Origin of the sequence: Isoptericola sp. NPDC019571 (genome assembly GCF_044389385.1) — a bacterium.
GTDB lineage: Bacteria > Actinomycetota > Actinomycetes > Actinomycetales > Cellulomonadaceae > Isoptericola > Isoptericola nanjingensis.
The window spans coordinates 84,452-108,204 of the sequence record NZ_JBIRXZ010000005.1 but is presented as its reverse complement, the minus strand read 5'-3'; the positions used below and the strand labels follow the sequence as shown (position 1 = coordinate 108,204).

The window sequence follows — 23,753 nt, the reverse complement described above, 5'->3', positions numbered from 1 at the left end:
CGCCGCACCCGCGCGGAGCGCCGACCCCGCCGGCGCCCCGTCCCGCGCTCACCCGAAGAGGGTGAGTACTTCGCAGGAGGCACGGACGAGGATGTGTGCCTGGAGCCCGGCCGGAGGAGTATCCATGAGCACCCCGCCACGCGACGTCGACGCCACGCTGTTCGGCAACCGCTTTGCGATCGAAGAGGTCCCGACCAGCGAGTTTCCCCAGGACGGCATGTCCGCCGTCGACGCGATGCGGCTGGTCGGGGAGGATCTGGCGCTGGAGGGCGACCCCGCACGCAACCTGGCGACCTTCGTGACCACCTGGATGGAGCCCGAGGCTCAACGGGTGATCGCCCAGAACCTGCACCGGAACTTCATCGACCACGCGGAGTATCCCCGGACCGCGGAGATCGAGCAGCGGTGCATCCGCATGCTCGCCGACCTCTTCCACGCGCCCGGCGAGACGACCGGCGCGCGCACGCAGGGGTCCTCCGAGGCGATCATGCTCGGCGCGCTCTCCCTGAAGTGGGGCTGGCGCAAGCGCCGAGAGGCGGCGCGGGCGTCGACGTCGAACCCGAACCTCGTCTTCGGCGGCGACGTCCACGTGGTCTGGGAGAAGTTCTGCCGGTACTTCGACGTCGAGCCGAGGATCGTCCCGTTGACGCCGGGCAAGTACACCATCGGCCCGGACGACGTCGCCCCGCACGTCGACGAGAACACGATCGGGGTCGCCGCCGTCCTGGGCACGACGTTCACGGGGCACAAGGACGACGTCGTGGGTATCAACGACCTGCTGGTGCACCTCAAGGAGACGCGAGGTCTCGACGTCCCGTTGCACGTCGACGCCGCGAGCGGGGGCTTCGTCTGGCCGTTCCTCTACCCCGACTCCCCCTGGGACTTCCGCCTCGAGCAGGTGCGGTCCATCAACGTGTCGGGCCACAAGTTCGGGCTCGTCTATCCCGGCATCGGCTGGCTGATCTTCCGCGAGCGGGCCGACCTCGCTCCGGAGCTCGTGTTCGAGGAGAACTACCTCGGCAAGACCGACGCCACCTTCACCCTGAACTTCTCCACCGGCTCCGCGATGGTCCTGGCGCAGTACTACAACCTGGTGCGCTACGGGCGCGCCGGATACACCTACATCATGCGCAACATGCAGCTCAACGCACGCGCGCTGGCGGAGAAGCTGCAGGCCATCGGCCGGTTCGAGCTGATCGGGGCCGGCGAGGAGCAGCTGCCTCTCGTCGCCTTCCGGCTCGCGGACCAGGGGCAGCCCTACGACGAGTTCGACATCGCCTGGCAGCTGTCCGCCGAACGCGGCTGGATGGTCCCGGCGTACACCCTGCCCCCCGACGCGCAGGACGTGACGATCATGCGAGCGCTCGTGAAGCAGACCCTCAGCCGGGAGCACGTCGACACGCTCGCCCGGGACATCGAGGAGGCGTGCGCGACCCTGGACAAGAAGGGGGGCGTGCACGAGTCGGAACGCCGCCGGATCGTCACGGGCAGCGGCCACTGACGGTCGCGGGTGCCGCAGACGTCCTACGCCGGCCCTCGCAGGTCGACGCCCCCGTGGTCGGGCTCCGGGTCGCGACTCCCCCGCCTGTGGAGGGCGACCGCCACGCCCCGGCCCGGCCCATGACACCACCCCAGCGGCGGGCCTGCCCGCGCAGCAGACCACCTGCGGCGGGCCCCGGGATGCGACAAGGCCCCCTGCTCAGCGTGCTCGCTGGTCAAGGGGCCTTGCTTACGGGTGGGCGATACTGGGTTCGAACCAGTGACCTCTTCGGTGTGAACGAAGCGCGCTACCACTGCGCCAATCGCCCGGTGCGTGGACGATATTAGCCACAGATCGGGCGGCGGACCAAACCGGCGCCGCGGGCACTCACGGGTCGAGGCGCTCGCGGCAGTTCCGCTCGAAGAGCTCGCGCGCCGCACGGGTCACGTCCCCCGCCTCGACGCCGACGCCGTCCAGCCAGACGACGGGCTGCACGTTGCGCCCCGACGACGTGAGCGCGAGCTGCGCGCGACCCTCAGACACCTCGTCGAGCACCGTGAAGGACAGCTCACCCTCCTTCGCCTCGCGCACGGGCAGCCCCTCCTCCGCCGCCCACTCGAGCGTGAGGGCGCGGGTGATGCCGGCAAGGCAGCCGGAGTCGAGGGTCGGGGTGACCAGCTCGCCGTCGCGCTCGACGAACACGTTGGACCCCGTGCCCTCGCACAGGTCGCCGACGGTGTTGGGCAGGATCGACTCGTCTCCGCCCTTCCCCACGGCGTCCGCGAGGGCCACCACGTTCTCGGCGTACGACGTCGTCTTGAGGCCCGCGACGGCGGACCGTTCGTTGCGCGGCCACGGCGAGCGCGCCGACCGCGACGTGGGCGCCATGGCCGACTGCTGCGCGGCCACGACGACGGTCTCCGGCGCGTCGACGCGGCCGGAGCCGAGCGGGCCGACACCGGCCGTGACGGTGATGCGGAGCCGGCCGTCGAACGCGCCGTCGAGGCGCACGGCCTCGGCGAGCGCGGCCGCGACGCCGTCGCGCACCTTCTGCTCGTCGGGGGCTGCGAGGCCGAGCCCGGTGGCCGAGCGCGCGAGGCGCCGCAGGTGCCGCGTGAGCGCGAACGCCCGACCGTCGAAGACCGTGCACGTCTCGAAGACGCCGTCGCCGACCGTGATGCCGTGGTCGACGGCGCTCAGCGCGGCCTCCCCCTGCCCGACGAGGCGGCCCTCCGCCCAGATCACCAGACTCATGGGGCCAGTGTGCCCGACATCACGCCCGGACGGCGTCGCCCGGGGCGTTCGAATTCACCCCTGGTTCACCCCGGTCGCTCGTAGCGGGGGCACTGCGCCCGTCTCACCATCAGAGAACGGGTCGCGACAGCGCGGCCCCTGCACGATCGAGGTGATCGGCATGAGACAGGTGTTTCGTGTGCTCGCGTACGTCGTCGCCGCGGGCGTCGTCGTCCAGGCGGCCGTGATCGTCTACGCGGTGGCGGGCATGGGCCTCTACATCGACGACGGCGGCGTCCTCGACCAGGCGGCGATGGAGCAGGTGTTCGCCGGCGAGGAGGTCTTCCCGGAGCAGTCCGGCATGCTGCTGCACGGGACGAACGGGATGATGGTGATCCCCGTCGTCGCCCTCCTGACGTTCGTCGCCTCGTTCTTCGCGGGCGTGCGCGGCGCCTGGCGCTGGGGCCTCGCGATCCTGCTGCTGGTGGCGCTCCAGGCCACGCTGGGCATCGCGGGGCACAGCGTCCCGTTCCTGGGCGGCCTGCACGGGGTCAACGCGCTGCTCCTGTTCGGCGTCTCGCTGTACACGGGCTGGCGCGTGGCGGCGCGCGGCCGGGCCGATCGCGGCGCACCTGCCGTCGCGTCCCCGGGCCTGGCAGCCGACGGCGTCACGCCCTGACCTCGGCGCACCATGACGGCCGACCGTTCACCGGTCCTGCGGCGCGTCGTCGCCGGCCTGGCGGCGGCGGCCGTCCTGGTCCCGCTCCTGCTGCTCTGGCAGACCAGCAGGACGCCCGGCCGGTTCTCCGTCTCGGAGGCGGGCGCGTTCGAGCGGGGCAGCGGGCCGCGCGTCACGACGCTCGAGGGGCACGCGGGCCACGGCGGCGGGCCCGCGGCCGCCGCCACGAGCGTCGACGCCCTGGTGGCCCCGCCCGGCCCTGCCGACGTGGCGCTCACCCTCACGGCACGCGCCGAGCGCGTCGAGCTCGCTCCCGGCGTCGCGACCGACGCGTACACGGTGAACGGGACCACCCCCGGCCCGACGCTGCGCGCCGCGCAGGGCGACGTGGTCGAGGTGAGGTTCGTCAACGAGAGCGTGCCGGGCGGCGCCACGCTGCACTGGCACGGGATCGACGTGCCGAACGCTGCGGACGGCGTCGCGGGCGTGACGCAGGACGCCGTGCCGGCCGGCGGGTCGCACACGTACCGGTTCGTCGTCGCCGACGCAGGCACCTTCTGGTACCACTCGCACCAGGTCTCGCACGAGCAGGTGCGCAAGGGGCTGCTCGGGGCGGTGGTCGTGTCCCCGCGGCGGGACGCCCGACCGGTCGGCGGGCCGGAGGTCGCGAGGCTGCTGGACGACGCCGTCGACGTCCCGGCGCTGGTGCACCGGTACGGGGCGCGGCGCACGGTGCAGGGGGCGACCGGGGACCTGCCGGTCGACGTCCCGCCGGGGACGGCGGCGCGCGTCCGGGTGATCAACACCGACAACGGCGTCCTGCCGGTCTGGGTGGGCGGGGCTGCGTTCCGCCTCCTCGCCGTCGACGGCACCGACGTGCACGGCCCGCCCGAGGTGCGCGACCGCGCCGTGGTGGTCCCGGCCGGCGGGCGCGCGGACCTGCTCGTCGTGGCGCCGGCGGACGGCTCGGCGGCGCGCGTCGAGCTGGGCGGCGCCTCCGCCGTCGTCGTCGGGCCCGACGGCGCGGCGTCCTCGGCGACGGCCCGCCCGACGGCGACCCTCGACCTGCTCACCTACGGGACGCCGGCGCCGCTCGGCCTGGACCCGGGCGCGGCCGACCGCTCGTTCGACTACGTCATCGGCCGGGCGCCCGGGTTCCTCGACGGCAAGCCGGGCATGCACTGGACGGTGAACGGGCACACCTACCCGGACGTCCCGATGTTCGAGGTGGCGGAGGGCGACGTCGTGCGCATGCGGATCGACAACCGCAGCGGCGCCCCGCACCCGATGCACCTGCACGGCCACCACGTCGTGGTGCTGTCCCGCGACGGCGTGGCCGCGAGCGGCAGCCCGTGGTGGACGGACTCGCTCGAGGTGGCCGACGGCGAGGTCTACGAGGTCGCGTTCCTCGCGGACAACCCGGGGATCTGGATGGACCACTGCCACAACCTGCCGCACGCCACCGAGGGCCTCGTGGCGCACCTCATGTACGCGGGTGTCACGACGCCGTACCTGCTGGGGCACGACAGCGGCAACGTCCCGGAGTGACAGGCGCCGGGTGGTGCTCAGCGGCGCAGCACCAGGTGCGTCACCTCCGGCGTGACGCGCGCGGACACGATGCGCAGGTCGTGCGTCCCGACGCCCTGGAACAGGCGCACCCCCTCGACGTCGAGCACCACGGGCGCGACGTGCAGCCGCAGCTCGTCGATGAGGTCCGCGGCGAGGAACTGGTTGACGGTCGTCGCCCCGCCGGCCACGGACACGGTCTGGTCGCCGGCCGCCTCGCGCGCCCGGGCGAGGGCCTCCTGCGGCCCGCCGGTCACGAAGTGGAACGTCGTGCCGCCCTGCATCTCGATCGGGTCGCGCTCGTGGTGCGTCAGGACGAAGACCGGCGCGTGGTACGGCGGGTCCTCTCCCCACCAGCCTCGCCACGAGAGGTCCCAGTCCCCGCGGCCGGGGCTGAACATGTTGCGGCCCATGACGAACGCGCCCGCCGCGGTGATCGCGTCGAGCTCCGCCCGGTGGTCGTCGGGGTTGTCGAACATCCACGCGTGCATGATCCGTTCGCCGTCGCCGACGCCGTCGCCGAACGGCTGGTCGAGGGACTGGTTCACCCCCGCGGAGATGCCGTCGAGGGAGATGCCGAGGTCGCACGTCACCTGTGTCATGCACGGGGAGACGGCGCCGGGCACGGAGACTCATCGGTGCGGCGACTCACCGCTCCGACGTCGCGAGACCCACCAGCCGGTCCGCCTTGAGCTCCGTCTCGTCCCACTCCCGACCGGGGTCGCTCCCCCACGTGATCCCGGCGCCGGTGCCGAACCGCAGGACGCCGCCGTCGCCCTCGTCCTCCCACCAGAAGGTGCGGATCCCGACGGCGAGCTCGGCACGCCCGGCGTCGCCGTCGACCCAGCCAACGGCCCCGCAGTAGGGCCCGCGGGCCGTCGGCTCGAGCTCGGCGATCAGCCGCAGCGCGGACGACTTGGGCGCCCCGGAGACCGACCCCGGCGGGAACGTGGCCTCGAGCGCCCGCGCCCAGAGCCCGGGGCCGGCGGCGAGCAGCTCTCCGCGCACGCGGGACACGAGGTGGACGAGCCCGGGGTGCTCCTCGACGGAGAGCAGGTCGGTCACGTCGACGGTGCCGGGGCGGCAGACGCGCTGCAGGTCGTTGCGCACGAGGTCGGTGATCATCACGTTCTCGGCGCGGTCCTTGGCGGTGAGGCCGGACGGCGTGCGCGCCGTGCCCTTGATCGGGCCCGAGGCGAGCGACGCCGTCCCGCCGGGGGCGGCCTCGAGCGAGAGGTAGAGCTCCGGCGACGCGCTCACGACCCACACGGGGTCGAGCCCGGTCGCGGCGGGCACGTGCACCGCGGCCGCGTAGGGGGCGGGGTTGCCGGCCGCCAGCCGGGCGGCGAGCGCGGCGGCGTCGGGCTCGACGACGGCGCCGGCGTCCGTCGCGGCCAACGGCGCGGACAGGACCCGGCACACGTTGACCTGGTAGACGTCGCCGCGCCGCACCCGGTCCCGGACCGTGGCGACGGCGCGCACGTACGTGTCGCGGTCGAGCGAGCTGGTCCAGGACGACGGCGCCGGGCCGTGCCAGGGCCCGGGGTCGCTCTGCGTCGCCGGCGCGGGGCCGACGTCGGCGAACCGCCACGCGCGGGCCCGGCCGCCCGGCCGCGTCGCGCCGTCGCGACCCAGGTCGGCCTCGAAGTCGGCGACGACGAACCACAGCCCCGAGTCGAGCCGTTCCGGCTGCTCGGAGAGGTCGACGCACTCGACGGCGCGCGACGCACGGCGGCCGGCGAACGCGGCCCAGGAGGTCGGCTCGTGCACACGAGCACGCTAGCGGGTCCCGCGCGGAGCTCCGGGCGGGGGCGATTGGACGGACCGCCAGGGGTCCACTAATGTTTGGGGCGCGCCAGAACGGCGGGCACCGCAGGGTGTCCTGGTCCTGGTCGTGCGGATGTGGCTCAGTTGGTAGAGCATCACCTTGCCAAGGTGAGGGTCGCGGGTTCGAGTCCCGTCATCCGCTCGGAGGCCCACTCTCTGATCGACTCACGTCGAGCGTCGAGAGAGCACGTCTCAAGGTGGGTTGGCCGAGAGGCGAGGCAGCGGCCTGCAAAGCCGTATACACGGGTTCGAATCCCGTACCCACCTCGCAGCACGGGCGATTGGCGCAGCGGTAGCGCGCTTCCCTGACACGGAAGAGGTCACTGGTTCGATCCCAGTATCGCCCACCAGCATCACGAAGCCCCGACCGGGATCCGGTCGGGGCTTCGTCGTTCCCGGAACACGGGCCAGCCCCTCCGACGTGCCCATCGGCGTGCCCACCGACGCGCCACCGAGGGCCGGAGCCGTGGCAGCGTCGCAGGTCACACGGCCGCGATTGGACCAGCGCGCCGAAGGTCGAGTAATGTTCCTCAGGCGCCGGGAGGCCAGGACAGCGATCCTGAACGACCCGGTCGCGCGGATGTGGCTCAGTTGGTAGAGCATCACCTTGCCAAGGTGAGGGTCGCGGGTTCGAGTCCCGTCATCCGCTCCGAGCTCTGCATTTCCCTCGCGGGAAGCGCAGCAGCCGTACGGGCGATTGGCGCAGCGGTAGCGCGCTTCCCTGACACGGAAGAGGTCACTGGTTCGATCCCAGTATCGCCCACCAGAACGAGGCCGTCCCGGTTCGCCCGGGGCGGCCTTTCGCGTACCCGCCCTCGGGCCCCTCTCTCCGCAGGGTGTCGCCCTCGTCACCCCCGCGGCGTAGCGTCGAGAGCATGTGCCGCAACATCACGACCCTGCGGGGGCTCGAGCCGCCCGCCACCGACGAGGAGATCCGGGCCGCCGCGGAGCAGTTCGTCCGCAAGGTGACGGGCGTCCAGCGCTCGGCGAGCGCCGCCACCCGCGAGCCGTGCGAGCAGGCGACCGCGGAGATCGCGGAGATCGTCACCCGCCTGCTCGGCGAGCTCCCCGAGCGACGCCAGCCCCCGAAGACCGTGCCCCCGCTGCGCCGCGAGGAGGTGCAGGCGCGCATCGCCGCACGCCAGGCCGCGCGCGAGGAGCACGAGCGGATGCACGAGCTCGGGATCGCGCACACCCACTAGGTAGGCTCGCCCGCGTGGATCAGCCCCTCCCCGCCCCCGTCGACGTGCCGCCGACCGCGCCCGACCCCGTCTCCGCGACGATGCACCGCGCCAAGGCGCACGCCCGGGCGTCGCACGTCACCGTGGGGCAGGTCCGGCACGGCCACGGCGGCGCCGTGGAGATCGACTGCTCCTGCGGGATGGTCCTCACCAACGGGCCGGACTGGTCCCTCGACGAGCACATCAGGCTGCACCGCGCCGAGGCGCGCTACGTCGCGCTGAGCCGTGTGGCCCCCGCCGGGATGCCGCGGCTGGTCCCCGTCGGCGCGGACCGCCTGCCCCGCTGACGCCAGGCGCCCTCGGGGTCGCGTCGACGCTCGGGGTCAGAGCTCGTCCGGGTCGTCCCAGGAGACTCCGCTCGAGGCGCCTTCGATGGGGCCGAGCTCCGCCGCGGAGAGGGACGCAGGCGCCTTCGCCGCGTCTCCCCCGGACCTGGCGTCCCGGTCGCGATCGCCCAGCGGGCGCCGCCGGGGTGCCAGCCTGGCCTGCGAGGCGATCGACTCGTCCAACCTGTCCACCGGCACCGTGGGTCGGGTGCCTGTGCCATCCGTGCTCATGGCCAAGGTCTAGCAGCCGGCGGTGTGCCGCGCTCGCGCTTGGCACACTATTTAACGCGGACAGCTCGGCAGGATCTCCGCCTGCACGCGCGCCGGACGCCGGCCGGACGAGCGCTGCGCGCCACCTTCGCCCGCGACATCCGGCACCTGGACCCGGAGCCGCGAAGGTTGCCTCCGGTGGCTAGAGTGTCCGCCGTGACCGCTGCCGATCCAGGCCTTGCCGACAGGGCGGCACCCGGAACCCCTCCCCCGCTCCCCGGGACGCGGGAGCGCTGGCCGGGGCCCCGGCCGCTGGTGTGGGCGCCGCGGGCCCACACGGTCGAGGTCGTGCTTCCGGCGTCCGGCTCCCGGCTCCCCCTGCGCCTCGTCGGCGCCCACGAGCCCGGGTACTGGCGCGCGGACGCCGAGCTCACGCCCGGCACCGACTACCTCTTCTCCGTCGACGGGGGACCGCCGGTCCCGGATCCTTGCAGCGCCTGGCTGCCGCGCGGCCTGCACGGCCCCTCGCGGGTGCTGGACCAGGAGTTCTGCTGGACCGACGGCGCCTGGCGGGGCGTGGACCTCGACACCGGCGCGCTGCTGCGCGTCGACCTGCCCACGTTCACCGCCGCCGGCACCCTCGACGCGGCCGCCGACCTCCTGGAGGACGTCGCGGCGACCGGTGTCCTGGGCGTCGAGCTCTCCCCCGTCGCCGCGCACGACCCCGACCGCGGCCCGGCCGCCGGCGTGCGCCTGTTCGCCGTGCACGAGCCGCTCGGCGGCCCCCGCGCGCTCCACCGGTTCGTGGACCGCGCGCACCGGTGCGGGCTCGCCGTCGTCCTGGACGCGCCCCACCGGTGGGCCGTCGCCGACGACCTCGGCCTGCACGCCTTCGGTCCCTACGCCACCGGTTCGCGGATCGGTCCCCGCACCGGCGCGCGGCCGGGCCCGCCGGGTTCCGACAGCCCGCGGATCAACCTCGACGGCAGCGGGAGCCGCGGCCCGCGCGACTTCCTCGTGGCCGACGCCGAGCGCTGGCTGCGCGACTTCCACGTGGACGGCCTGCTGCTCGACGTCGAGGCGCTCGTGGACCGCTCGGCGGTGCCGTTCCTCGGAGAGCTCGCCGAGGACGTGCACCACCTCGGCGAGCAGCTCGGCCGCCGGCTCCACCTCCTCGTCGACGGGCCGGGGCGCAGCGACCGGCTCACCACCGTCGTGCACGACATCCTCGCCGCGCCGGGCGACGCCGACGCCGTCCAGGACCTGCGTCGGCTCGCGCACGAGGTGTTCCCCCCGACGACGGCACCGTGGCGTCCGCCCAGCCTGCGACGGGCGCACCGCGCCGCGCAGCGGGCCTCCGCGGTGCTCGTGCGCGACCTCACGCGGCTGCCCGCCGCGAACCGCTCCGTCCCGTGGACGCCCGACGCGGGCGAGCCCTCCCTGGAGGCCTCGGGCTCGACCGACGACGACCGGGCGTGCCTGCTGACGTTCGCGATCCTCGCCGGGACGCCGCCGGTGCTCGACACCGAGCACCTCCCCGTCCCCGCCAGGGACGAGCGGGCACGGCGTCTCGTCGACTGGACCAGGACGCTGTTGTCCCTGCGCCCCGCCGCGTCGGCGGACCGAGACCTTCCGGTGGACGTGCGGACCGAGGGGACGACGCTCCTCGGCCGCCGCGGGCGCACCGCCGTCGCGCTGGTCACCGGCACGGAGCCGGCGGACGTCGACGTCTCCTCCCTGCCGGCCGGCACGGAGGTCCTGGCCGCCTGGGACCCCGAGGGGACGACGCTCGCGGACGGCGTCCTGCGGATCCCGCCGCGCGCCCCGGCCGTGCTGCACGCCGGCCCGGTCGAGCCGTAGCGGCCACGGCTCGCCGCGGGCGGGCCGTCACCGAGCCGTCCCGGCGTCGTCAGCGGTCGTCAGGGGGCCGTCACGCCGTCAGGCGCCGACCCTCCTCCGCCAGGGCGCCGAGGCGCGAGAGCGCCCGGAAGTACTTCTTGCGGTAGCCCCCGCGCAGCATCTCGTCGGAGAACAGGTGCTGCGCGCCGTCGCCGGCGAGGAGCACGGGGACGTCGCGGTCGTAGAGGCGGTCGACGAGGACCACGAGACGCAGGGCCACCTCCTGCCGCTGCACGGGGCGCACGCCGGTGAGCGCCACGAGCTCCACGCCGTCGAGGAGGGCGCCGTAGCGGCTCGGGTGCACGGTCGCGAGGTGGGCGAGCAGCCCGTCGAACTCGTCGAGGACCGCGCCGGGGTGGTCGGCCGCCGCGCGCGCGACGACGTCGGCCGCGAGCGGGGACGCCTCGGTCACGACCGCGCGGTGCCGGTAGTCCTCGCCGTCGACGCGCAGCACCTCGAAGCGGGAGGAGAGCGCCTGGATCTCGCGCAGGAAGTCCTCGGCCGCGAAGCGGCCCTCGCCCAGCGCCTCGGGCAGGGTGTTCGACGTCGCGGCGAGGGCGACGTCGCGGTCCGCGAGCTCGCGGAGCAGCCGGGACATCAGCACGGTGTCACCCGGGTCGTCCAGCTCGAACTCGTCGATGCAGACCAGGCGGCGCGTGGCGAGCGCCTCGACCGTGGGGAGGAAGCCCAGGGCGCCCACGAGGTTCGTGTACTCGACGAACGTGCCGTACGCGACCGACCCCTCGCCGAGGGTCGCGGCGACCTCGTGCGCGAGCGAGGTGAGCAGGTGGGTCTTGCCGACGCCGAAGCCGCCGTCCATGTAGACCGCGGGCACCGCGCGACGCCGGCCGAACAGCGCCTTCAGCCCGGAGGACCGGGGCGCCACGATCTCGCGCGCGACCTCCTGCAGGCGGGCGGGCACCGTCGTCTGGCTCGGGTGGGCGGGGTCGGCCCGGTAGGTGGAGAAGCGCGCCTCGGCGAAGTGGCGCGGAGGCACGAGGTCGGCGAGCAGCCGGCCCGGGGAGACGGTCGGGCGCACGGCCGACAGGGACGGCACCGCGCCGCCCCGGGCGGGGGGCGTCGCGACTGCGTCCGCGCCCGTGTCCTGGTCCCGGTCCTCGTCCTGCGTGAGCGTCACGACCGTCAAGGCTACGCCGCGTCAGTACGCTGACCGCTGTGAGATCTGCCACCACGCCCCTCGACCTGCTCGTCCCGGCACCCGAGCATCTCCCGGCCGACCCCGCCGAGACCCGGCTGGCCGCGCTGTACGACGAGGGCACCGGGTCGGGCGCCCGGCTGCGGGCCAACTTCGTCAGCACGGTCGACGGCGGCGCGTGGGGCCCGGACCACCTGTCCGGCTCGATCAACGACGACGCCGACTGGCGCGTGTTCCGCGTCCTGCGCGCCGCGGCCGACGTCGTGCTGGTGGGGGCGGGCACGGCCCGGCACGAGGGCTACACGGCGCTCGAGCGGCCCGAGAGCCTGCGCGCCGCCGGCGACCGTCCCCTGGAGCTCGCGCTCGTCAGCCGCTCCGGCCGCGTGCCGCAGCAGCTCGCCGACGGCGACCGGCCGCCGCTGGTCCTCACCGGCGAGGCCGGCGCGCGGACCGCGAGCCGGATGGTCCCCGCCGACCGGGTGCTCACGGTGGCGTCGGCGCACGACCCCGACGAGGTGGACCTGCGCGCCGGCCTCGCCGCTCTCGCCGACCGGGGGCTGCGTCGCGTGCTGTGCGAGGGCGGGCCGACCCTGCTGGCCGCCCTGCTCGCAGACGACCTGGTCGACGAGCTGTGCGTGACCACGAGCCCGTGCCTCGTCGGGCCGGGACCCTCCCGCATCGTCGCCGCCTCACCCGCCGGGGCCCCCGGCGAGGCCCCTGCGCCGGCCGGGATGCCGGCGACACCGCCCACGCCCGCCCGCCTCGCGCACCTGCTGCACGCGCCGAGCACGGGCACGCTCGTCGCGCGCTGGCTGCTGCGCTGAGCGATCCCGGGAACGGCGGCGGAGAGGCACGCGTCACGTCCCGGCCCCCGGCAGGCGCCTGGCCTCGCATCCGCGGCCCCGGGTGGCTACGGTGCTGGCATGCCGACGACCGTCGTCCTCACCGAGGACGCCCTCACCGACGCCGACGTGGCGCACATCCTGTCCCTGCACGACGAGCAGGCCGAGCGCTATCGCGTGCTCGTCCCCTCGGACACCGACCGCAACGTGGTCGCCGCGATCATCGACCACCTGTGGGTGGGCGAGCTGCGCGAGGCCGGGCAGGACCTGGTGGGCAAGGAGCCCACGCCCGAGCAGGCGAAGGTGACCGCCGCAGAGCGCCTCGAGCGGTCCCTCGCGGCGCTGCGGGCCGCCGGTGCAGCCGCCGAGGGCACGGTCACCGAGGAGGACCCGCTGCCCGCCCTGAGCGCCGCCGTCGCCGCCCAGGGCGGCGCGGACTCCGTGCAGGACGTCGTCGTGGTGACCTACCCGCACGTGGTCGCCGACACCTTCCGCTCCGACTGGGCGTCGCGCGCGCGAGAGCACCTGCAGGTCCCCGTGCTGCACCTGTACGCCGGGACCAGCGAGATCGGCGACTGAGGCCGGTCCCCTCCGACCCTGACACGCACGAGGGCCCCGTCCGGCGGACGGACGGGGCCCTCGTGCGTGCCGTGCGGCGTGCGGAGCGTCAGCGCACGCGGTGCCCGGCACCCGTGATCGTCGCGCGCACCAGCTCGTCCATGGAGTCGAGGAAGGGCTCCTCGTCGAGCAGGTCGTGGTCGACCGCCGCGACGGACAGCTCCGTGCACCCGAGCACGACGACCGACGCGCCGCGCTCCACGAGCCGGGCCGCCACGCCGCGCAGCGCGTCGGGGTCCGCCGGCCGGCCGGCCTTGACCTGGTCGTAGATCACCGCGTTGACGACGTCCTGGTCCGCCGCGTCCGGGACGACGACGTCGATCCCGTGGGCGGCGAACGCGTCGTCGTACACCTTCGACACGACCGTGCCCGCCGTGGCCAGCAGGCCGACGCGCCGCAGGCCGGGCACCCGCTCGCGCGCCGCCGCGACCGTCACGTCGATGATCGAGACGAACGGCACCGTCACCGCGTCGAGCACCTGCTGGGTGAAGTAGTGCGCGGTGTTGCACGGCATGACGAGGAACTGCACGCCGAAGTCCTGCAGGCGCCGGGCGTCCCGCGCGAGCACGGGGCCCGGGTCGGCGGGCGACCGCCCGAGCACGAAGTCCGTGCGGTCCGGGATGGTCGCGTGGTTGAGCACGACGAGGTCCACGTGGTCCTGGTCCCGCTCGGCGTCGGTGCGCTGCACCACCCGCTGCAGGAAGTAGGCGGTGGCCAACGGGCCGACTCCGCCGATCACGCCGACGGGGCGGTCGTCGAGCGCCCCGTCGGCGTCGTGCCCGGCCTCCGGGGTCACGCGCCCTCCCGGGTGCCCTGCCGTGCGGCCGGGCCGGTCCAGGCGAGGGCCCGCGACTGCGCCACCGGGTAGTGCCTGGCGTACTTGCGGAACTGGTTGAGCTGCGCCACCAGCAGGTACGCGACCCGGCGGGGGTCCCACTCCTTGCGGTACCAGAGCGGGTTGGACGCACGGCGCGTCAGCTGCAGGCGCCGCGTCCTGGAGCGGATCGCGGGGTTCGCGACGTAGCGCCGCAGCAGGGCGCCCGGCAGCACCGTGTACAGGTGCTCCGTGGTGACCTCGCCGTCGCCGGAGAGCGGGACGTCGGGCCCGAGCGCGGCGCGCGGGTCGGGGTCGAGCCCGCGCAGGTGCTCGTGCACGTAGAACTTCACCGGGTTGGCGCCCGTCGACGTGACGTAGTAGTTCGAGCGGCCCAGGCGCGGGTTGAGCTCGAAGAACACGTACCGGCCGTCGCGCGGGTCGTACTTGAGGTCGAAGTTCGCGACGCCGGTCCAGCCGACGTGCTCGAGCAGGCGGCGCGCCTGCTCCACGACCTCGGGCTGGGTGCCCGTGACGATCGCGGCCGGGTTGCCGAGGGCACCGGGGGCGTGCTCCTCGAGCAGGACGTGCCCGAAGGAGGAGAACCGCACCTTGCCCTGCGCGTCGCTGTAGCAGGTGAGGATCCGCATGCCGGAGTCGTCGCCCGGGATGTAGTCCTGCACCACGAACGAGCCGACGTACCCGGCGTCCTTCACGCGCCCGAGCAGGTCGAGCAGCTCGGCGCGGGTGTCCACGAGGAAGACCTTCTTCTTCCCCGCGAACTCGACGTCGTGGTACGCCGCGGTGCTGGCCGCCTTCGCGATCACGGGGAACGTGAGCCCGCTCGTGTCCGGCTCGCTGCCCGACGCGACGTCGTGCACGACCGTCGTCGGGTGCGCGAGGCCGAGCTCGGCGCACAGGGCCCCGAACTCCTCCTTGTCGGTGAGCCGCAGCAGCAGCTCCTCGCCCACGTAGGGCACCAGGTAGCGGTCCTCGAGGCGGTCGCGGTGCTGCACGAGCATCCGCACCAGCCAGTCGGCGGAGCCCACCACGACCAGGTCGGCGTCGGTGTGCTCGTCCGCGATCCGGCGCAGGCGCGCCACGATCGCCTCGGGGTCGTCGATCCGCGGCTCGGCCACGTGGGTGAGGATGCGCGAGTGCCGCACCAGGCCCGTCGACGCGCCGGACACCACCACGGAGCGCACGCCGTACGCCTCGTGGAACGCCCGGGCCAGGCTGTACGCGCCGATGTCGCCGCCCAGGACGACGGGCTGCAGCCGCCGCTGCGGGGTCTGCGTCACGATGCCTCCTTGGCGCCGGTGGTCGACGACGTGCCGGCCGCGCTGTTGGCCGCGTAGTTCCGGCGCAGCGCGTCGGCCGGGTAGAACTGCCGGTACTTGCGCACGTGGTTGAGCATCGCCGTGAGGACGTACAGGCGGCGCCGCGGCGACGCGTCGGCCTTGTAGCGCAGCGGGTGCACGGTGCGCCCGGAACGCTGCAGCCGCACGACGCGGGCGCGCAGCTCGGGGTCCAGCACGTACGAGCGCAGCAACCGCTTCGGCACGACGGCGTACAGGACCTCGCGGTCCGCCGTCACCGGCTCGCGACGCACGCCGTGCACGACGTCGTCCACCAGCGCCTCGGTCGGGTTCTGCCCGCCCGCGGTGAGGTAGTAGTTGTTCCGACCGATGCGCGGGTTCTGCTCGAAGAACTTGAACACGCCGTCGCGCGGGTCGAGCTTGACGTCGAAGTTCGCGAACCCGCGCCAGCCGGTGTGCTCGAGGATCCGCTGGGCGGCGTCGAGGATCTCGTCGATCGGCTCGACGATCATCGCCGACGGGTTGCCCCGCGCGGCCGGCGTGCGCTCCTCGAGGAGCACCTGCGCCGAGGAGCGCAGCGTGACCCTCCCGCTCGAGTCGGCGTACGCCGTGACCGACCGCATCCGCGTGTCGTCACCCGGGATGTTCTCCTGCACCAGGAAGCGCCCGCGGAAGCCGGCCTCGCGCAGCGAGATCATCAGCCGGTCCAGCTCGGCCGGCGTCGCGATCTCGTAGATCTTCTTCTTCCCGGCGAACTGCACGTCGTGGTAGTCGGCGCTGCTCGCGGGCTTGGCGATGACCGGGAAGTCGAAGCCGACGGGCAGCGGCTCCCAGCCGGGCTCGGCCGCCCGGGCGAAGTCCTGGATCACCGTGGCCGGCGTCGGGATCCCGAGCTCCGCGCACACCTCCTGGAACTCCGCCTTGTCGGAGATCCGGTCGATGAGCGCGGCGTCCGCGAACGGGACGACGTAACCGGCGGCCTCGAGCTCCGTGCGGTGGTGCACGAGCACGCGCACCACCCAGTCCATGTTGGTGAGGAGCACGAGGGTGCGGCCGGGGGCCGACATCCGGCCCGCGACGTCCTGGAGCGCCGCGACGATCTGCTCGGGCGCGGTGCCGGACAGCTCGGTGTCGATGATCTGCGAGTGCGCGATCGGGCCCGGCTCGGCGAAGGCGACGACGGTGGTGCGCACGCCGTAGCGCTCGTGGAACGAGCGGGCGAGGGCGTACACACCGATGTCCGAGCCGACGATGACGGGCTGGAACCCGGGGCCGGCGTCGGTGCTGGTGGTGCTCACGGGTGCGCTCATGCCTCCTGCTCGGAGCGGTCTGCCGACCACTCGGTGTGGAAGGTGCCCTCGCGGTCGGTGCGGCGGTAGGTGTGCGCGCCGAAGAAGTCGCGCTGCGCCTGGATGAGCGCGGCGGGCAGCCGCTCGGCGCGCACGCCGTCGTAGTAGGCGAGGGACGAGGAGAACGCGGGGGTCGGGACGCCGTTGAGGGCGGCCTGCGACACGACCCGACGCCAGGCGGCGAGGCCGTTCCCCACGGCGTTCGTGAAGTACTCGTCTGCGAGCAGCAGCGGCAGCGCGGCGTCGCGCTCGTACGCCTCGGTGATGCGGTTGAGGAAGCGGGCGCGGATGATGCAGCCGCCGCGCCAGATGCGGGCCATGGCACCGCGGTCGATGTCCCAGCCGTACTCGGCGGAGGCGGCGGCGATCTGGTCGAAGCCCTGGCTGTACGCGACGACCTTCGACGCGTACAGCGCGAGGCGCACGTCCTCGATGAAGGCGTCGCGGTCCGCGATCTCCCAGGTCCCGGCATCGGCGGGCAGCGCGGCGCGGCCGGCCTCGCGCTGCGGCACGGAGCCGGACAGCGCGCGGGCGAACGTCGCCTCGGCGATGCCGGTGATCGGCACGCCGAGGTCGAGGCCGTTCTGCACCGTCCAGCGGCCGGTGCCCTTCTGCTCGGCCTGGTCGAGCACGACGTCGACGAACGCGCTGCCGGTGGCCGCGTCGACGTGCTGCAGCACGTCGGCGGTGATCTCGATGAGGAACGACTCGAGGTCGCCGGTGTTCCACTCGGCGAAGATCTGCCCGATCTCGGCCGCGGACGCGCCCAGCCCCTGCTTGAGCAGGTCGTAGGCCTCGGCGATGAGCTGCATGTCGGCGTACTCGATGCCGTTGTGCACCATCTTGACGAAGTGCCCGGCGCCGTCGGGGCCGACGTAGGTGCAGCACGGCGTGCCGTCGACCTTGGCCGAGATGTCCTCGAGGATCGGGCCCAGGCTCGCGTACGACTCGCGGGTGCCGCCCGGCATGATCGACGGGCCGTTGAGCGCACCCTCCTCGCCGCCGGAGACGCCGGTGCCCACGAAGTGCAGGCCCTTCGCGCTGAGGTCCTTCTCGCGGCGGATGGTGTCGGGGAAGTGCGCGTTGCCGGCGTCGACGACGATGTCGCCCTCCTCCAGCAGCGGCACGAGCTCGTCGATGACGGCGTCGGTCGCGGCGCCCGCCTTGACCATGATGACGACCTTGCGGGGCCGCTCCAGGGAGGCGACGAAGTCGGCCATCGACTCGGACGGGACGAAGTCGCCCTCGTGCCCGGCGTCGGCGATCAGCGACTGCGTCTTGGCGTACGACCGGTTGTGCACCGCCACCGTGTAGCCGTGCCGCGCGAAGTTGCGGGCGAGGTTGCGGCCCATCACCGCAAGGCCGGTCACGCCGATCTGGGCACGAGCTGTCATCGTTTCCCTGCTTCCGTCGGTTCTCGGTTCGGGTCGGGCGGCCGGGTGGCGGCGACTGGCGCACGCTCCCCCGCCCGGGAGCCGGGACCAGCGTAGTCGTCGCAGCGGCCGAGGTGTACGGACCATCACGATCCGGACACGACCGGCCCCCCGGTGCGTCGTTTCACCCGACCGACCGCACCGCGCCGTACGGTGGCTGGCGTGACCGGCGATCGCACGGGTGACTCGAAGCGGGATCCGCAGCAGGATCCCAGGCAGCAGGTGCCCGCCCCGTTCGCGGCCGCGCTGGCGTCCCTGCGCGAGCGGCGGCTGCGCGGCGAGGTGCACCTGGCGGAGATCCCCGGCCCCACGCGCGTGGCCCCGTTCTCGGTGGCCCTCGAGGGCGAGGTCGCCGAGCCCGGGGGCGAGGAGGTCGCCACGGGCCGGTTCGTCGTCCTGCACGACCCTGAGGGGCAGGAGACCTGGCAGGGAACGTTCCGGGTCGTCACGCTGGTGCGCGCCACCCTCGAGCCCGAGCTCGCTGCCGATCCCCTGCTGGCCGACGTCGCGTGGACCTGGGTGACGGAGTCGCTCGACGCCGCGGGCGTGGACGCCCTCGCGGTCGGTGGCACCGTGACGCGCGTCCTCTCCCAGAGCTTCGGCGCGCTGGGCGCCACGCCCGACGCCGTGGACCTCGAGATCCGCGCGTCCTGGACGGCCACCGACACCGACCTCGGGGTGCACCTCGCCGTGTGGGGAGACCTCATGGCGACGGCCGGCGGCCTGCCCCCGCTGCCCGACGGCGTCGCCTCGCTCGCCGCACGCTCGGGCGGTCGCGGGCACCCACGCCCCGGGTCCCGACCGCATACCGTGGGGCCATGAGCTCAGCAGTCCCCCCGACCGCCACCGACGTCGTCCCGCTCACCGAGCCGGCGGACGGCGTCGGGCGCGTCGTCGACACCCCGGCCGCCCTCGACCGCGTGGTCGAGCGGTTCGCGGCCGGCACCGGCCCCGTCGCCGCCGACGCGGAGCGCGCCTCGGGCTACCGCTACGGTCAGGCCACCTACCTGGTCCAGCTGCGGCGCGAAGGCGCCGGCACGGCGCTCCTCGACCCGGTCGCGCTGCCCGACCTGTCGGCGATCGGCGACGCCGTGGGCGACGCCGAGTGGGTGCTGCACGCCGCCTCCCAGGACCTGCCGGGCCTGGCCGAGCACGGGCTGCGGCCGGCGCGCGTCTTCGACACCGAGCTCGCCGCCCGGCTGCTGGGCCTGGAGCGCGTGGGGCTCGCCGCCGTGGTCGCCGAGCTGCTCGGACTGGGCCTGGCGAAGGAGCACTCGGCCGTCGACTGGTCCACGCGGCCGCTGCCCGAGGACTGGCTGCGCTACGCCGCGCTCGACGTCGAGGTGCTGGTGGACCTGCGCGACCGCCTGGCGGAACGGCTGGACGCGGACGGCAAGGCGGAGTGGGCGGCCCAGGAGTTCGAGGCCGAGCGCACCGCGCCCCCGCCGGCACCGCGCGTCGACCCGTGGCGGCGCACGTCCGGCACGCACACGCTGCGCGACCGTCGCCAGCTGGCCGTGGTCCGCAGCCTCTGGCTGGCGCGCGACGCGAGCGCGCGCGCCCGCGACGTCTCCCCCGGCCGGGTGCTGCCGGACCGCGCCATCGTGGCCGCCGCCCGCGCGCTGCCGCGCACGGTGCCGCAGCTCACCGCCCTGCCGGAGTTCGCCGGGAAGGCCACGCGCCGCCGCGCGCCCGCCTGGCAGCGCGCGATCGACGAGGCCCTCGCCCTGCCCGACGACCGGCTGCCGAGCCAGCGCGGCCCGCGCACCGACGGGCCGCCCCAGCCGCGCACCTGGGCCGACCGAGACCCCGTCGCAGCCCGGCGGCTCACGACGGCCCGCGACCTTCTCGCCACGATGTCCGGCGACCTGCACGTGCCCGTGGAGAACCTGCTGCAGCCGGACGCCCTGCGCCGCCTGTGCTGGACGCCGCCGGACCCGGCCCGCTCGGCAGAGATCGCGGAGTTCCTCCGGGGCCGCGGAGCCCGGCCGTGGCAGATCGAGCTGGTCGCGACCCTCCTCGAGGACGCCTTCTCCACCGTCTCCTGACCCCCGACCTGTCAGGACCACACGCAGGTAGTGGTGCTCCTGGCCCTGACAGCTCGTGTGAGACGGGGTCTCAGAGTGGTCTATCCTGGTTCCCGGTACTCGCGGTAGCGTGTACCTCGGCGCCGGCCCTACCGGGTCGTCGCCCGAGAGCGGCGTCGCTCGTCGGACGCCGAAGTCCCGACCCCCGCCTGCGGATGGAGCTTCCATGACCACACGGAACCCGGCCCGCCGCGCGCTGCGCGACGTCGTCTTCGTCGAGGGCGTGCGCACGCCGTTCGGCAAGGCCCGGCCCGACGGCCTGTACGCCGAGACCCGAGCCGACGACCTGGTCGTCAAGGCCGTCCGCGAGCTGCTGCGCCGCCACCCCGAGCTGCCGGGCGAGCGCGTGGACGAGGTGGCCATCGCCGCCACCACCCAGCAGGGCGACCAGGGCCTGACCCTCGGCCGCACCGTGGGGATGCTCGCCGGCCTCCCCCAGACCGTCCCGGGCTTCGCCATCGACCGGATGTGCGCGGGCGCGATGACGGCCGTCACGACGACCGCCGCCGGCATCGCGACCGGCGGCGCCGACGTCGTGATCGCGGGCGGCGTGGAGCACATGGGCCGCCACCCGATGGGCTTCGACGCCGACCCGAACCCGCGCTTCCTGTCCGAGAAGCTCGTGGACCCCGAGTCGCTCAACATGGGCGTCACGGCGGAGAACCTGCACGACAAGTTCCCGCACCTCACCAAGGAGCGCGCGGACGCCTACGCCGTCAACAGCCAGGCCAAGTACGCCAAGGCGCTCGCCAACGGCGACGTCGGCCCGGAGCTCGTCCCGGTCGCCGTCCGCTCCGCCGAGCAGGGCTGGGGCCTGGCCACCGCCGACGAGCTCCCCCGCCCCGGCACCACCGTCGAGGGCATCGCGAACCTCAAGACGCCGTTCCGCCCGGGCGGCCGCGTCACCGCGGGCAACGCGTCCCCGCTGACCGACGGGGCCACCGCCGCGCTGCTCGCCTCGGGCGACACCGCCGCCGAGCTGGGCCTGCCCGTCGCGATGCGCCTGGTCTCGTCCGCGTTCGCCGGCGTCGACCCGTCGATCATGGGCTACGGCCCGGTCCCCGCCACCGACCGGGCGCTCGCCCAGGCCGGGCTGACCATCGACGACATCGGCCTGTTCGAGATCAACGAGGCGTTCGCCGTGCAGGTGCTGAGCTTCCTCGACCACTACGGCATCGCCGACGACGACGAGCGCGTCAACCCTTACGGCGGCGCCATCGCCATGGGCCACCCGCTGGCCAGCTCGGGCGTGCGCCTCATGACGCAGCTCGCGCACCAGTTCGCGCAGCACCCCGAGGTCCGGTACGGCATCACCACCATGTGCGTGGGCCTGGGCCAGGGCGGCACCGTGATCTGGGAGAACCCGCACCACGCCGACTACTCCGGCCACACCACCGCGACGACCGCGACGGACGAGGAGAACTGACCACGATGCCCTCGAACACGACCGAGAACACCTCCGGCGTCCGCGCCGAGCGCGTCACGCACTCCCTCGTCCGGGACGTCGAGCTCCCGGGCGGCGCGGGCACCCTCGCGCTCGTCACGCTGGACAACGGCCTCGACCACACCAAGCCCAACACCCTGGGCCCCGAGGGCATGGCCGAGCTCACCGCGGCGCTGACCGCGCTGCAGGAGCGCGCGGGCCGCGGGGAGATCGCCGCCGTCGCCGTCACCGGCAAGCCGTACTTCCTCGCCGCGGGCGCCGACCTGCTGCAGGTCTCCACCGTCACCTCGCACGAGCAGGCGCTCGAGCTGGGCCGGTCCGGCCACGCCGCCTACGAGCTGCTGCACACGATGGGCGTGCCCACGTTCGCGTTCGTCAACGGGCTGGCGCTCGGCGGCGGCCTCGAGGTCGCGCTCAACTGCGACTACCGCACGGTGTCGTCCGACGCCCCCGCGCTCGGCCTGCCCGAGACCGGCCTCGGCCTCATCCCGGGCTGGGGCGGCGCCTACCTCGTGCCGCGCCTCGTGGGCATCGAGAAGGCCGTCGACGTCATCCTCACGCGCCCCGCGACGCAGAAGCCGTTCAAGGCGGCCGAGGCCGCGCAGATCGGCCTGGTGGACCAGCTCCTCGAGCCGGCCGACTTCCTCGAGCAGTCGATCCTGTGGGCGTCGCGGGTGCTGCGCGGCGACGTCGAGGTTCCCCGCCGCGAGCTCGACCCGCAGCCGGTGTGGGACGCCGTCGTCGCGGCCACGCGCCAGCGGCTCGACGCCGTCGTCGCGGGCTCTCGCCCGGCGCCGTACCGCGCCCTGGACCTGCTCGCGGCGGCCCGCACGGCCACCCGCGAGGAGGCCTTCGCGGCCGAGGACCGGGCGCTGGCCGACCTCATCATGTCCGACGAGATGCGCGCCAGCGTCTACGCCTTCCAGCTCGTCTCGGGCGGCAAGAAGCCCGTCGGCGCCCCGGACAAGAGCCTCGCCCGACCGGTCACCCGGGTCGGCATCGTCGGCGCCGGCCTCATGGCCGCGCAGATCGCCCTGCTCGTCGCGCAGCGCCTCGGCGTACCCGTCGTCATGCGCGACCTGGACCAGGAGCGGGTCGACAAGGGCCTCGGCTTCGTCCGGTCCACGGTCGAGAAGCTCGTCGGCCGCGGACGGATGGCGCCCGAGGCCGCCGCGCGCATCGTCGCGAGCGTGCACGGCACCACCGACATCGGCGAGTTCGCCACCTGCGACGTGGTGGTCGAGGCCGTCACCGAGGTCATGGGCCTCAAGAAGAAGGTCTTCGCCGAGCTCGAGGGCATCGTCCGCGAGGACACGATCCTCGCGACGAACACCAGCGCGCTGTCGGTCACCGAGATGGCGGCCGACCTCCAGCACCCCGAGCGGGTCGTGGGCATCCACTTCTTCAACCCCGTGGCCCAGATGCCGCTGGTCGAGGTCGTCAAGGCCGAGCGGACCTCCGACGAGGCGCTGGCCACGGCGTTCGCCATCACGAAGAAGCTGCGCAAGACGGCGGTGCTCGTGGCCGACCGGCCCGGCTTCGTCGTCAACCGGCTGCTCGTGCTCGTCATGGGCAAGGTCGTCGAGGCCATCGAGAACGGCACGTCCGTCGAGGTGGCCGACACCGCGCTGGCGCCGCTGGGCTTCCCGATGCCGACCTTCGAGCTCTTCGACCTCGTCGGCCCGGCCGTCGGCCTGCACGTGCTCACCTCGCTGCGCGAGGACCTGGGCGACCGGTTCCCGACCTCCCCCGGCCTGGAGAAGCTCGTCGCCGACGGCACGCGCGTCGTGCTCGACCGTCCGGCCCCCGGGCTGCCCAAGCCGGTCGACCCGGCGATCCAGGCCGTCTTCGGCGAGGCGCTCCCGGCAGGCGAGCAGGGCCGGCACGGCACCCCGGTGCTCGACGCCGCGGGCGTGCTGGACTCCGTGCTCACGGCGCTGACGGTCGAGATCGGCCACATGCTCGACGAGGGCGTGGTCGCCGGGCCGCAGCAGATCGACCTGTGCATGATCCTCGGCGCCGGGTGGGGCTTCCACACCGGCGGCATCACGCCGTACCTCGACCGCGCCGGGTACTCGGTGAAGGTCCTGGGCCGCCGGATCCTGCCCGACGGCGCCGCGAACGTCCCCGAGGCCGTCGCCTGACACGCCCTCCTCGGAGACCCGAGCCCCACGGCTCAGGACGCTCCGGTGGCCCGGTCCCTCGTCGGGACCGGGCCACCGGAGCGTGC

Annotated in this window: 20 protein-coding genes and 6 tRNA genes; 17 read left to right on the top strand and 9 right to left on the bottom strand. The window is 74.3% G+C overall.

Features of this window, described 5'->3' with window-relative positions:
* Positions 1–124: 124 nt before the first annotated feature.
* Entirely contained in the window at positions 125–1,501 is a 1,377-nt protein-coding gene (locus ACH443_RS10695) for a glutamate decarboxylase (protein ID WP_429763695.1), read from the top strand.
* A 235-nt stretch (positions 1,502–1,736) separates the two neighbouring features.
* Here ACH443_RS10695 and ACH443_RS10690 read toward each other — a convergent pair.
* Both ACH443_RS10690 and ACH443_RS10685 read right to left on the bottom strand, forming a co-directional pair.
* Positions 1,737–1,808: transfer RNA gene (locus ACH443_RS10690), tRNA-Val, on the bottom strand.
* 59 nt (positions 1,809–1,867) lie between these two features.
* Positions 1,868–2,734 (bottom strand): aminotransferase class IV, encoded by an 867-nt coding sequence (locus ACH443_RS10685; protein WP_430590281.1) that lies wholly within the window; start codon positions 2,732–2,734, stop codon positions 1,868–1,870.
* Between the two features lie 160 nt (positions 2,735–2,894).
* Here ACH443_RS10685 and ACH443_RS10680 point away from each other — a divergent pair, with 160 nt between their 5' ends.
* Both ACH443_RS10680 and ACH443_RS10675 read left to right on the top strand, forming a co-directional pair.
* A complete protein-coding gene (locus ACH443_RS10680; protein ID WP_429763697.1) occupies positions 2,895–3,392 on the top strand; it encodes a hypothetical protein in 498 nt (165 codons plus the stop codon).
* Between the two features lie 12 nt (positions 3,393–3,404).
* Complete coding sequence (locus ACH443_RS10675) at positions 3,405–4,940, top strand: multicopper oxidase family protein (protein ID WP_430590280.1); 1,536 nt, start codon at positions 3,405–3,407, stop codon at positions 4,938–4,940.
* 17 nt (positions 4,941–4,957) lie between these two features.
* Here the strand turns inward: ACH443_RS10675 and ACH443_RS10670 are convergent, their stop codons facing one another.
* Positions 4,958–5,560, bottom strand: coding sequence for a dihydrofolate reductase family protein (locus ACH443_RS10670; RefSeq protein WP_430590279.1), 603 nt, complete (start codon positions 5,558–5,560; stop codon positions 4,958–4,960).
* Positions 5,561–5,606: 46 nt separating this feature from the next.
* Entirely contained in the window at positions 5,607–6,728 is a 1,122-nt protein-coding gene (locus tag ACH443_RS10665; RefSeq protein ID WP_429763700.1) for a chorismate-binding protein, read from the bottom strand.
* A gap of 126 nt (positions 6,729–6,854) precedes the next feature.
* On the opposite strand from ACH443_RS10665, the gene ACH443_RS10660 reads away from it, so the two are divergent.
* The 8 genes from ACH443_RS10660 to ACH443_RS10625 all read left to right on the top strand — a co-directional run bounded on the left by ACH443_RS10660 (position 6,855) and on the right by ACH443_RS10625 (position 10,422).
* A tRNA-Gly gene (locus tag ACH443_RS10660) sits at positions 6,855–6,927 on the top strand.
* Between the two features lie 54 nt (positions 6,928–6,981).
* Positions 6,982–7,052 (top strand) — tRNA-Cys (locus tag ACH443_RS10655).
* An 8-nt stretch (positions 7,053–7,060) separates the two neighbouring features.
* Positions 7,061–7,135: transfer RNA gene (locus tag ACH443_RS10650), tRNA-Val, on the top strand.
* A gap of 226 nt (positions 7,136–7,361) precedes the next feature.
* A tRNA-Gly gene (locus ACH443_RS10645) sits at positions 7,362–7,434 on the top strand.
* Positions 7,435–7,476: 42 nt separating this feature from the next.
* Positions 7,477–7,551, top strand: a tRNA-Val gene (locus ACH443_RS10640).
* Between the two features lie 109 nt (positions 7,552–7,660).
* A complete protein-coding gene (locus ACH443_RS10635) occupies positions 7,661–7,987 on the top strand; it encodes a DUF2277 domain-containing protein (RefSeq protein ID WP_429729700.1) in 327 nt (108 codons plus the stop codon).
* A 14-nt stretch (positions 7,988–8,001) separates the two neighbouring features.
* On the top strand, positions 8,002–8,313 hold the full coding sequence (locus ACH443_RS10630) for a hypothetical protein (RefSeq protein ID WP_429763701.1): 312 nt from the start codon (positions 8,002–8,004) through the stop codon (positions 8,311–8,313).
* 597 nt (positions 8,314–8,910) lie between these two features.
* Positions 8,911–10,422, top strand: coding sequence for a hypothetical protein (locus ACH443_RS10625; RefSeq protein ID WP_429763702.1), 1,512 nt, complete (start codon positions 8,911–8,913; stop codon positions 10,420–10,422).
* Positions 10,423–10,492: 70 nt separating this feature from the next.
* Here the strand turns inward: ACH443_RS10625 and zapE are convergent, their stop codons facing one another.
* Positions 10,493–11,599, bottom strand: coding sequence for a cell division protein ZapE (zapE, locus tag ACH443_RS10620; protein ID WP_429763703.1), 1,107 nt, complete (start codon positions 11,597–11,599; stop codon positions 10,493–10,495).
* Between the two features lie 38 nt (positions 11,600–11,637).
* Between zapE and ACH443_RS10615 the strand changes: the two genes are divergently transcribed.
* Together ACH443_RS10615 and ACH443_RS10610 are read left to right on the top strand one after the other, a co-directional pair.
* Positions 11,638–12,441 carry a dihydrofolate reductase family protein gene (locus ACH443_RS10615; RefSeq protein ID WP_430590278.1) on the top strand — a complete coding sequence of 268 codons (804 nt, stop codon included), beginning with the start codon at positions 11,638–11,640 and terminating at the stop codon, positions 12,439–12,441.
* A 99-nt stretch (positions 12,442–12,540) separates the two neighbouring features.
* Positions 12,541–13,038, top strand: a complete 498-nt coding sequence (locus ACH443_RS10610) for a hypothetical protein (protein WP_430590277.1) — start codon at positions 12,541–12,543, stop codon at positions 13,036–13,038.
* An 88-nt stretch (positions 13,039–13,126) separates the two neighbouring features.
* Here the strand turns inward: ACH443_RS10610 and ACH443_RS10605 are convergent, their stop codons facing one another.
* The 4 genes from ACH443_RS10605 to gndA are packed head-to-tail and all read right to left on the bottom strand — an operon-like array spanning position 13,127 to position 17,953.
* Positions 13,127–13,873: an aspartate/glutamate racemase family protein gene (locus ACH443_RS10605; protein WP_430590276.1), complete on the bottom strand. Its 747-nt coding sequence runs from the start codon at positions 13,871–13,873 to the stop codon at positions 13,127–13,129.
* Positions 13,870–15,192, bottom strand: coding sequence for a carboxylate--amine ligase (locus tag ACH443_RS10600; RefSeq protein WP_430590275.1), 1,323 nt, complete (start codon positions 15,190–15,192; stop codon positions 13,870–13,872). The genes ACH443_RS10605 and ACH443_RS10600 overlap by 4 nt, the downstream gene beginning before the upstream one ends.
* Entirely contained in the window at positions 15,189–16,520 is a 1,332-nt protein-coding gene (locus ACH443_RS10595; RefSeq protein WP_430556252.1) for a hypothetical protein, read from the bottom strand. Before ACH443_RS10595 ends, ACH443_RS10600 begins: the two co-directional genes overlap by 4 nt.
* On the bottom strand, positions 16,517–17,953 hold the full coding sequence (gndA, locus tag ACH443_RS10590; RefSeq protein WP_429763709.1) for an NADP-dependent phosphogluconate dehydrogenase: 1,437 nt from the start codon (positions 17,951–17,953) through the stop codon (positions 16,517–16,519). Before gndA ends, ACH443_RS10595 begins: the two co-directional genes overlap by 4 nt.
* Before the next feature lie 201 nt (positions 17,954–18,154).
* Between gndA and ACH443_RS10585 the strand changes: the two genes are divergently transcribed.
* The 4 genes from ACH443_RS10585 (at position 18,155) to ACH443_RS10570 (ending at position 23,667) form a co-directional block, all read left to right on the top strand.
* On the top strand, positions 18,155–18,814 hold the full coding sequence (locus tag ACH443_RS10585) for a DUF3000 domain-containing protein (RefSeq protein WP_430590274.1): 660 nt from the start codon (positions 18,155–18,157) through the stop codon (positions 18,812–18,814).
* Positions 18,811–20,040 carry an HRDC domain-containing protein gene (locus ACH443_RS10580; RefSeq protein ID WP_430590273.1) on the top strand — a complete coding sequence of 410 codons (1,230 nt, stop codon included), beginning with the start codon at positions 18,811–18,813 and terminating at the stop codon, positions 20,038–20,040. The genes ACH443_RS10585 and ACH443_RS10580 overlap by 4 nt, the downstream gene beginning before the upstream one ends.
* Before the next feature lie 205 nt (positions 20,041–20,245).
* Positions 20,246–21,505 (top strand): thiolase family protein, encoded by a 1,260-nt coding sequence (locus ACH443_RS10575; RefSeq protein WP_430590272.1) that lies wholly within the window; start codon positions 20,246–20,248, stop codon positions 21,503–21,505.
* A 5-nt stretch (positions 21,506–21,510) separates the two neighbouring features.
* A complete protein-coding gene (locus ACH443_RS10570; protein WP_430590271.1) occupies positions 21,511–23,667 on the top strand; it encodes a 3-hydroxyacyl-CoA dehydrogenase NAD-binding domain-containing protein in 2,157 nt (718 codons plus the stop codon).
* The last annotated feature ends 86 nt before the right edge of the window (positions 23,668–23,753 follow it).

Excerpts from the sequence above, each read along its gene's own strand:
- ACH443_RS10580 (WP_430590273.1), top strand. The coding sequence starts at position 18,811 with ATGAGCTCAGCAGTCCCCCCGACCGCCACCGACGTCGTCCCGCTCACC.
- ACH443_RS10575 (WP_430590272.1), top strand. The coding sequence starts at position 20,246 with ATGACCACACGGAACCCGGCCCGCCGCGCGCTGCGCGACGTCGTCTTC.
- ACH443_RS10670 (WP_430590279.1), bottom strand. The coding sequence starts at position 5,560 with ATGACACAGGTGACGTGCGACCTCGGCATCTCCCTCGACGGCATCTCC.
- ACH443_RS10595 (WP_430556252.1), bottom strand. The coding sequence starts at position 16,520 with ATGAGCGCACCCGTGAGCACCACCAGCACCGACGCCGGCCCCGGGTTC.
- ACH443_RS10570 (WP_430590271.1), top strand. The coding sequence starts at position 21,511 with ATGCCCTCGAACACGACCGAGAACACCTCCGGCGTCCGCGCCGAGCGC.
- gndA (WP_429763709.1), bottom strand. The coding sequence starts at position 17,953 with ATGACAGCTCGTGCCCAGATCGGCGTGACCGGCCTTGCGGTGATGGGC.
- ACH443_RS10685 (WP_430590281.1), bottom strand. The coding sequence starts at position 2,734 with ATGAGTCTGGTGATCTGGGCGGAGGGCCGCCTCGTCGGGCAGGGGGAG.
- ACH443_RS10610 (WP_430590277.1), top strand. The coding sequence starts at position 12,541 with ATGCCGACGACCGTCGTCCTCACCGAGGACGCCCTCACCGACGCCGAC.
- ACH443_RS10635 (WP_429729700.1), top strand. The coding sequence starts at position 7,661 with ATGTGCCGCAACATCACGACCCTGCGGGGGCTCGAGCCGCCCGCCACC.
- ACH443_RS10680 (WP_429763697.1), top strand. The coding sequence starts at position 2,895 with ATGAGACAGGTGTTTCGTGTGCTCGCGTACGTCGTCGCCGCGGGCGTC.
- ACH443_RS10675 (WP_430590280.1), top strand. The coding sequence starts at position 3,405 with ATGACGGCCGACCGTTCACCGGTCCTGCGGCGCGTCGTCGCCGGCCTG.
- ACH443_RS10695 (WP_429763695.1), top strand. The coding sequence starts at position 125 with ATGAGCACCCCGCCACGCGACGTCGACGCCACGCTGTTCGGCAACCGC.